This is a genomic window from Amphritea sp. 1_MG-2023, from assembly GCF_030547545.1.
Classification (GTDB): Bacteria; Pseudomonadota; Gammaproteobacteria; order Pseudomonadales; family Balneatricaceae; genus Amphritea.
The window spans coordinates 123,458-132,897 of the sequence record NZ_JAUOQE010000008.1; the positions used below are offsets into that span (position 1 = coordinate 123,458).

Consider the following 9,440-nt stretch of genomic DNA (forward strand, 5'->3'; position numbering starts at 1 on the left):
CCTATATTAGAGTGATAACTAACCGCGCGTTAGCGCGTTCTGGATTCACTGAGGCGAGACATGAAAACCGAGCGTAAACACACTAAGGGTAGCCATAAACAGGAGAAAATCAGCGATCATTTTGCGCCGATCGAGGTTGAGCCGGGCGCGCTTTGGGGCACGCAGACTCAGCGCTCACTGATTAATTTTAATATTGGTAAACAGTGTTTTGAGGCGGATTTTATTATTGCGCTGGTGGCTATTAAGCGTGCTTGCGCGGTAGTCAATCAGACGCAAGGGCATCTATCCGAGGAGCATTATCGGGCTATTATTCAAGCGTGTGATACGTTATTGCAGGGTGAACATCGGGATCAGTTTCCGCTACGTGTTTGGCAAACGGGGTCCGGCACTCAGACCAATATGAATGTCAACGAAGTGATCTGCACATTGGCAAACCGTTTTCAAGAAAAGGCGCAACCGGCTAATGCAACCGTTCAGGCGATTCATGCCAATGATCACGTCAATATGTCGCAGTCATCTAATGATGTGTTCCCCACGGCGATGCATCTAGTCGTGGCGCAACAGAGTCATACGCAGTTACTGCCTGCTATTGATTGTCTTATGAACATGCTGCGTGATAAACAAAGGCAATTTGCGGATCGGTATACCGTTGGTCGCACCCATATGATGGATGCATTGCCGTTAACGGGTGGTGCGATACTGTCCGCCTATATTAGTCAGCTAGCCGAGGCGCAAGCGGCGCTGAGTGTTAGCCTTGACGCGGTGTATAAACTCGCTATTGGGGGAACGGCGGTTGGTTCAGGCAGTAATGCGCCCGCCGGTTTTGGCGTGCAAGTCGCCGAGGTGTTGTCGCAACACTACCGTTTACCCTTTGTAAGCCATGAAAATCTTTATGCGGCGGTGTCGGGAGAGGATGCGTCGTTACGTTTTAGTGGCGGCTTGAAACAGTTGGCCGCTGTGCTGCTGAAACTGGCTAACGATTTTCGCTTGTTGGCTAGCGGCCCTCGTTGCGGCCTGAATGAGTGGCAGTTACCTGCCAATGAACCGGGGAGTTCGATTATGCCGGGTAAGGTTAACCCAACTCAATGCGAAGCACTGAGCATGGTGTGTTTACAGGTGTTTGGTAATGATGTGACTGTTTCGATGGCGGCCTCGCAGGGACAGTTACAGTTGAATACCTATCGGCCGGTAATTATTCATAATTTGATGGAAAGTATGCAACTGCTAACCGATGCCATGCAATCATTTGCTCATCACTGTGTCGCTGGATTAACGCTGAATACCCCACAAATTGAACAACATATGGCAGATAATCTCTCTGTGATTACGTTGCTGGCACCGCAACTGGGTTATGATGTTGCCTCGGCGATTGTGCATCAGGCTCATCAAGATAATTGTTCATTGGCCGTGGCCGCTGAAACGTTGGGGTATTATCCTCAAGCGGAGTTTACGGCGCTGATGCAGGCGGTTTTGACACGTCAGTTAAGTCGCTCCACAGGTGAATAGCGGCGCGTCGCTGATGCTATGCTTGAAAAATTAGCTGAATCATATTGACCGTTAAGTCAATTAGTCCGATACTCATACAACGATGAAACCACCGATCAATACTCTCAAATCCGTTACCGACTCCCTCAATACATTGCGACGCCGTGTATCGATTGCCTGTGTCTGTTGGAGTGTTGAAAGCCGACGACGATAATCGTCGAAGCTCAGTAAATTCTAAACCAGCCGCAGGTTAACACTCTGCGGTTTTTTTTGTCTTAAATAAATGATTAATAAGGAATACTCAGATGAAAAGCTCATCTACAAACGGATTGTTAGCGCAGCAAAACTACCTTATTCCCATCACTCCACGGCCAGAGCTGTGTTTTTTACGTGGCGAGGGCCATTACCTGTTCGATCAGCACGATAAACGCTATCTCGATTGGATACAGGGCTGGGCGGTTAATACGCTGGGACATAGTGCCGAGGTGATGCAGCAGGCGCTGATAAAACAATCGGCACAACTGATTAACCCGAGCCCGGCTTTTTATAATCAGCCGATGTTGACGCTTGCCGAGCGGCTATGTGAACACTCAAGATTCGATCAGGTCTTCTTTACCAATAGCGGCGCAGAAGCCAATGAGGGGGCGATTAAACTCGCGCGTAAGTGGGGACAAAAACACAAACAGGGGGCTTATAAGATCATTACTTTTGATCATAGCTTTCATGGACGAACGTTGGCGACGATGTCGGCGACCGGTAAAGCGGCATTTACCCCTTTATTTGAACCGAAGGTGAGCGGCTTTACCAAGGTTGCCTATAATGATTTAGCGGCCACTGCAGCGGCTATCGATGAGCAAACCGTCGCGATTATGTTAGAGCTAATTCAGGGTGAAGCGGGGGTGATTCCGGCCGATGCTGAATTTGTCGCGGGGCTTGATGCGCTGTGTAAACAGCATAATGTGCTATTGATTGTCGATGAAGTGCAAACGGGGATAGGTCGTACCGGTAGCCTGTTTGCCTATCAGCAGTATCAGGCTCAGCCACATATCATGACCTTGGGCAAAGGCTTAGGCGGTGGCGTGCCGATTGCCGCGATGCTGATCGATAAAGCGGTCAGTTGCTTTGATTATGGTGATCAGGGCGGCACTTACAACGGTAACCCATTGGTGTGTGCGGTATCTGCTGCCGTCTTAGGCGAGGTGTTAACCGAGGGATTCCTAGCCCAAGTTAATCGAGTGAGTGACTATTTTTGTCAACAGCTGGCGAGCTTAGCTGATACCTTTGCGTTGGGGGCAACGCGCGGTAAAGGCTTGTTGCTGGCGATAAATACCGCCGAGGTATCTGCGCCGCGTATTGTCGAACTCGCCCGAGAAGCGGGCCTGTTGTTGAATGCGCCTCGAGAGGATACGTTACGCTTTATGCCGGCATTGACGCTAACGGAAAATGAGGTGGATGAAGGTATCGCTATCCTCACTCAAGTGCTACGCGCCTTAACAGAAGAGTAATGCATAATGGCTAATTCGCTGGCTGACTAAGCGCTATCAAGCGTTAATGTTACGGATGACTATGCGCCTGTTGGCAAGCACAGCAAGGCTCGGTATTGGCTCGCGTCAGGCGTATCGTCCATACGCGATACGGTTATGGCAGCCGTTGCATCAACGGCTGCCATGACTTCAGAGATATCTGTTGCCTTAAGGTTGCCGTGAACTGACCTGAAACACACTGACCAGTTGATTGAGCTTATGGGCGGTGTTCTTAACGGAAGAGGAGCGCTCTTGAAGCGTGCCGATCGAACTATTCATTTGTTCTGCGGATACGCCAACACGACGAGCCGCATCACCGTGACGCTGACTGTTATGGTCTAATTGTTTGATGGCTAAGAACATCTGTTCAACGAAATTATGCAACGAGGTGTTCTCGGTTGATGCTTGCTCTGTCTTTCTCAGGTTACGATCGACCTCCTGTACGCCTGACTCCATAAAATCGACGGCACTTTGTGTCTCCTGTTGAATACCTTCAATCATTTGTTGAATTTCGTTGGCCGATTCGGCGGTTCGATGTGCGAGCCCCCGCACTTCTTCGGCGACCACAGAAAAGCCGCGACCATGCTCACCGGCTCGCGCTGCTTCAATGGCCGCATTGAGTGCCAGTAAATTTGTTTGATTGGTGATATCGCTGATAACGCCGATAATATTGCCGACTTCCACCGTGCGACTGTTGAGCGAGTGTACTTTTTTTGCTGAGGTTTCGACAATATTACGAATATCCTGCGTACCTGAACGTACCGACTCAAACTGTTCTCGGGCATCGGATACCACGGTATCCATTTCCTCTTTGAGTGATGCGGCGGTGCTGGCGGCCTGACCTATTTCAAGTAATTGCTCTTCTAATAGCGCGAGAATTTCCTGAATCGCATCGCTCACCTCAGTGGAAACCTGATAGGCCTCTTTGTTGGTATCGAGCATCGCTTCATTGGTCTGTTTGACATGTCGACTCGAGGTGATTACTTGACCCACAATGCCATCTAGACTGTCTATAAAACTATTGATCCAGCGCGCCATATCACCGGTTTCGTCAGCCACTAATTGATCGGCTGAGATGCGTTGACGTAGATTGCCTTCACCTTCGGCAAGCGTGCGAATAACAACAGTCATGTCATCGAGTCGTGAGGCTAAACGATTACTACTCAGCTTCGGAAATAACAGAGTCGCCGCTAGCAATATGACAAGCGATGTTGCATCGATGGCATACTGAGGTAAAGCGGTTAAATAATGTAACGCGCTATTAATACCTAGAATAGCGGCGGCGGTGAAGCCAAAGCCCGTCATCAGGCTGAGGTTGATAGAGCGTCGACGATAGACCTCTTCTAAATCACTTTCGCACATCATGCCCCAGCGATCCGGAGAGCCTTTCAGTTGGAAGGTAACCCCTTTGCCGATGACTGGAATATGGCGGTAGTCAGAATATCCAGGATAGGTGATAAACAGGTTACTACCCTTGCGAATCGTTTCCCGTACCCCTGGATGAAGTTGCCCTGTGGCGGGATCGGTGAAGCGTAACTCTAATTCCGTATGCTGATTAACTTTGACGCTACCCCAGCGAGTGTGAATACCGCTTTTTAAGTTTTCGCCATGAGAAAAGGTATTATCTTCAAAGCGTGAACGGGATAATGCCGTGCCTTGTTGGATGCGAGCATCAAAATGAGACTCGACCATAAAAATATAGTTGTCGCCAGATTCAGGATAAATATGCCCCGCTTCTCGTTGAATCAAATCGCCTAGAACATCATTGGGTACGCGGCCACAGACAGCCCCGAGTGATATACCGTCGCGCTCAATGGGCTGATAAAACATCAGCGTGACTTCATCATGGAATTTCGAGCTAGAAGGACCGATGGTTAAGGTTAAGGGGTCGATATAGGGCCCGTGCAGTAATTGCGTTTTGACGCCAGTGGTCCATGCTGATGTTGCTAGGTTCGCATGCCCCGAATGATCGGGGTAAGTTGAATGAAGAATCGAGCCTTGCAGATCAATGATAAATAGTTCGGAGAAATCCGCCGCAGACGCTAAGCGATCGTTTAGCCAGTAGGGATCAATGCTAGGGAAATCAGTCGCTAACGTGTCGCTGATAAAGGTTAATTGTTCCCATTGATGGTCTACCCACTGATTGAGTATTTTTACTCGTGTCGAGGCGATGCCTTCAAATGTTTGTTCTACGGAGGAGTATTGATGACGGTTAAGGAAGCAGGATTTAAACATCGATAATTTACCGGTGTTACCCAACCAGTTAAGCCATTTTCGTTCCTGTCGGCTGAGATCCATTGAACTACTTTTAAGCTTCGCCATTAGGTCGGTACTCCTCAGACAACGATAAGAAAAGATAGGCTACAGCAAGCAAGTTTTACGCCATGAGCCTAAGAAAAGAATAAATAGCCGAGGGGGTTCTTTCCCATTCAAAAGCTAAGGCTTTGTTTTTCATCCATAATGGTGCATGGTCAGCGTTATCATTAGCTTGATGCTCTATTGTGGGGCGCTTTTGGCGTGATTATGTTAGTTGAGAGGCGGGTGGTGGGCCGAATGGGTGCATAGCGGTGGTTTGATGGTTGTAGTTAGGCCGATGAGTACTCGAACATGACGTTTACAAGCTGATGTTGAGGCTTGTCGCCAAGCGTCCGCCATCGGCATGTTCTTGTCTGTCTGGCCTAGGCGTTTTGACGTCTCGGTGGGCGAAGCCGGTGCTATTGATTCCAGCATGAAGTGCTGGCATAACTGCCCGTGTGAATCGGGCTATCTTGATTGATAGCAAAGGTACCACAAGGGTCATTTTCTTGGCTGCTACCCGCGACTGGGGTGGCCGTGGCGATATAACCGGCGGCCGATTGAGAGGTGACAGCCATGGTATAATAACCATCCGGTGAACTTGTGCCGCTCCAGCCTATTTCGCTCAAAGAACCATAATCGGTATCATTTGCGCGCCATTTTTCTTGATTTAACTGCAGCGCCATCAGGCCATTAATCGCATCGACTCGACGGCTTTGCTGTACCTTGTCGAGGTAGCTAGGCAGCGCTATGGCAGCGAGAATACCGACAATAGCCACAGCGATAAGGAGTTCCATCAGGGTAAAGCCAGCAGGGTAATATTGATCATTGCGGCGATGCTTGTAACTGAACTGATGATTGTGTCGGTCAGCGCTTTGATGACGCTGCTGGGGATGCATAAATTTCATACTTTACTACTCAAAATGACAGAATGGATACCCTAAACTAAGCGCTTTCCTTTAATATTGTCGTGGGTGCCTTGGTTGCCTCGGGGTGTCCTTAATTATTCCTTACTTCGTGCTTAACATACTATAGGCATTCACTCGTGCAAGCTATGAATGGATATAATAGAGTAGCAGTATTAAAACGGTAACTCACATAAATGTATAGGCGTAAACGTTCAGGATTTTATTTTTCAGCCGGTTTTACCTTAATTGAATTGTTGGTCAGCATTGCGGTATTGGCTATTCTGGTGACAACGGTGATTCCGTCTTTTGGTAGCTTTATTGCCCAAAATCGTTTAGAAGTTGCTGGCGAATCTATTTTTAGTGATTTGAATTTCGCCCGTACAGAAGTCATCACGCGTGGCAGTAATGCACAGATCAGCGTCAGCTTCTCGACCGATGGCGCCGATAGCTGGTGCTATGGATTGAGCACGAATGCGAGTTGTGACTGCTCGCTCACGGATATTACCGATGCGAATGCCTGTGTGTTGGACCGCGGAGGTGTTAGCACGCTTAAAACGGTCAGTAGTGAACGCTTCGAGGGAGTCAATATGACCTCGGCTATATTTGGTGCTGATAATTACACCCATTTTTCTGCCCTCAGAAGTAAAGCCGCTAGTGGCTTGGTCGGCTTAAGTACAAATTCAGGCGAACAATTACAAATTTCAGTCACCGCGCTAGGACGGCTGCGTATTTGCACGCCTAACGCATCAATGACGCAATATTCAGCATGTTAAAATTTAAGCGTGCAGCGCAACAGGGCAGTACACTGATTGAGTTAATGATCAGTATTACCCTAGGGCTGTTAGTCATCAGTTCGATATTACAGGTGTATGTATCAATGGTGACCTCGAGTGCCGCCACGATTAATCAAACACGATTGGTGGAAGAGTTACGTACCGCATCGACGGTGATGACAACGGATCTACGTCGAGCGGGTTACTATGGCGGTGTGCCCGGCGTGGATGATCTTACCAACAACCCTTTTGTTAATGCGACTAACGATATTTCAGTGGGGCAAATGACGGGTGAAGCGACAAACTCCTGCGTGCTGTTCAGTTATGATCTGGACGGTGATAAAACAGTGGATGATGGCTCGGTTAGCGTCACTGATATGGAACAATTTGGTTATCGACTCAATGCGAGCGGTCTGCAGATGCGCACCAGTGGTAGTACCTTTTCGTGTACCGATACTGCCGGTTGGGAAACGATAACAACGCCGGAAGTCGACATTACGTCATTGTCATTCGCCCTAAATGTCAGCTGTTTAAATGCCAGTACCGGAGTGTCTGGTTGTCCCTGTACATCGGGTGATCCTTGTCAATATATCAGGGAGGTGGATATCAGCCTTGCTGGCAGACTCGCTAGTCAAACGGCCACCTCTGTTTCGTTGTCGGATTCGGTGAGGATACGTAATGATAAATATACCTCTGCGGCCCCATAAATAAGGTATCTCGTCGGATGAAGCAGAATATCAAGCAACCTAGGCAGAATAAGCCTGTCTCCCTCGTTACAGGTGCTGCCCAGGCTCAACGAGGCTTTACCACGTTGGCTATCGGCCTGATCATTTTGTTTGCCGCCTCTTTAGCAACCTTTGCGGTGGTTAAAACCAGCCGTGTCGAACAACGCATGAATGTTAATGAGCTGCGGGCCAAGGAGGTTAGGCATGCGGCTGATGCCGCGTTGGATTTTGGCATTGCGTGGTATGCCGAGAATAGCCCTGCCTGGACTACCTCGGGATCGATTCAAACGGCTAGCCCCTCGACAGTGATGCCGACAATCACAAGCGCGAATACTGACTCTTATTCGGCAACCATTAGCTATCAAAGAACCCTTGCAAATCCAAACTACATATTGGTAACGGCCCTAGTTGCGGCAACCAGCGAGGCCAATATTACCGCCACAGCACAACGTTATATCTATACCAATAGTTTACTGACGACTCCGGGGACAACGGGGCCACCGATGATTATCGATGGCTGCTTAGACAATGTAACCGGTAATCCGGATATTTATCCCTCAGGCTATGATAGCGGGTCGGGTGCCGGTCCTTATGGTGATGCAATTGTGACTTCAGAATCGGCCACAGAAGCCGATGGTAGTAGCTGTATCGAATTGGGCCATTTAGATATTCATGGTGGCAGTATCGCTACCAATAGTTATAGCGGGGATCCTTGGGATGAATTATTCACCGTTTCGCGTACCGCCATGCAGGCTATCGCTGATCAGGAAGTGGCCGATGGTGTTGCTGATAGTGATCGGACCGTGGTATGGGTAACGAGTACATCAAATTATCATGATTCTTGGGGCAGTGCGACGTCGCCGGTGATTGTGGTTTTCGATGCCGTCGCAGACTGCCCGAAAATTAACGGTAACCCTACGTTTTATGGCGTTGTCTTCATTGATAGTGCTTGCGATAGCAGCAATGGCTGGGGCGGGACGACGGTGTACGGTTCGGTAGGTATTAATGGTGATGTATCGAAAATGACCGCGAACTCTGAGATTTATGACTGGAGCGAGGTGAGTGGTGGTGATACCAGCAACCTTGCAGCCGAAACCGTGCCCCAGTTTCCAGGCACCTGGAAAGACTTTTGAGAATGATACTTATGAATAAAATGCGCAATACTCATCCTCAGCAGGGGATAGCGATGTTAGAGCTTGTTATCGCGGTTCTGATACTCGCCTTTGGTGTGATCTCTCTCGGGGCGATGCAAAATCAAACGATGGGCAATAGTAATTACAGTAAAGCAATGGCTGAAGCGTCTGTGATTGCGGAAAAAAAGTTGGAAGAGCTGCGTCATTTTCCCACATTGAGTGACTATGATTCGACGATCGCCACCGCCAGCTCGGCGGTGACGGGCACGAATGCGGAGTATTCAACGGCTTGGGTGGTGACCAATCATACCGCGCCTGACTATAAAACCGTTACCATGACGGTGAGTTGGGAAGATCGTTATGGCCCTCAGTCTGTGCAACTGTCGTCGCTTATTGCTCAGGATGAGCCGGTTGAAGGGGGTAAATTGTTGTATACCTTAAGCGGCGGAAGCCCTAGTTCGAGCAATACGCCGGATGAAGATACCGATGACTCAGGAAGTGATGACTCAGGAAATGATGATTCAGGAAATGATGATTCAGGAAATGATGATTCAGGAAATGATGATTCAGGAAATGATGATTCAGGAAATGATGATTC

8 protein-coding genes are annotated in these 9,440 nt (G+C 48.7%); 6 read left to right on the plus strand and 2 right to left on the minus strand.

The features are described from left to right. The first annotated feature begins 60 nt into the window (after positions 1 to 60). Positions 61 to 1,506 (plus strand): lyase family protein, encoded by a 1,446-nt coding sequence (locus Q4488_RS06715; RefSeq protein WP_303579708.1) that lies wholly within the window; start codon positions 61 to 63, stop codon positions 1,504 to 1,506. A 284-nt stretch (positions 1,507 to 1,790) separates the two neighbouring features. Continuing rightward, the gene (locus Q4488_RS06720; RefSeq protein WP_303579709.1) at positions 1,791 to 2,990 is read left to right on the plus strand and encodes an acetylornithine transaminase; all 1,200 of its coding nucleotides are present in this window, start codon (positions 1,791 to 1,793) and stop codon (positions 2,988 to 2,990) included. 186 nt (positions 2,991 to 3,176) lie between these two features. Here the strand turns inward: Q4488_RS06720 and Q4488_RS06725 are convergent, their stop codons facing one another. Continuing rightward, positions 3,177 to 5,330, minus strand: coding sequence for a methyl-accepting chemotaxis protein (locus Q4488_RS06725; protein ID WP_303579710.1), 2,154 nt, complete (start codon positions 5,328 to 5,330; stop codon positions 3,177 to 3,179). A gap of 392 nt (positions 5,331 to 5,722) precedes the next feature. Further along, positions 5,723 to 6,211 (minus strand): type IV pilin protein, encoded by a 489-nt coding sequence (locus tag Q4488_RS06730; protein WP_303579711.1) that lies wholly within the window; start codon positions 6,209 to 6,211, stop codon positions 5,723 to 5,725. 194 nt (positions 6,212 to 6,405) lie between these two features. Between Q4488_RS06730 and Q4488_RS06735 the strand changes: the two genes are divergently transcribed. The 4 genes from Q4488_RS06735 to Q4488_RS06750 all read left to right on the plus strand — a co-directional run. Continuing rightward, a complete protein-coding gene (locus tag Q4488_RS06735) occupies positions 6,406 to 6,984 on the plus strand; it encodes a GspH/FimT family pseudopilin (RefSeq protein ID WP_303579712.1) in 579 nt (192 codons plus the stop codon). Then, positions 6,978 to 7,691, plus strand: a complete 714-nt coding sequence (locus tag Q4488_RS06740) for a PilW family protein (protein WP_303579713.1) — start codon at positions 6,978 to 6,980, stop codon at positions 7,689 to 7,691. The genes Q4488_RS06735 and Q4488_RS06740 overlap by 7 nt, the downstream gene beginning before the upstream one ends. Before the next feature lie 17 nt (positions 7,692 to 7,708). After that, a complete protein-coding gene (locus Q4488_RS06745; RefSeq protein ID WP_303579714.1) occupies positions 7,709 to 8,842 on the plus strand; it encodes a hypothetical protein in 1,134 nt (377 codons plus the stop codon). Between the two features lie 11 nt (positions 8,843 to 8,853). Next, a partial coding sequence (locus Q4488_RS06750) for a hypothetical protein (protein ID WP_303579715.1) occupies positions 8,854 to 9,440 on the plus strand: 587 nt, incomplete at its 3' end.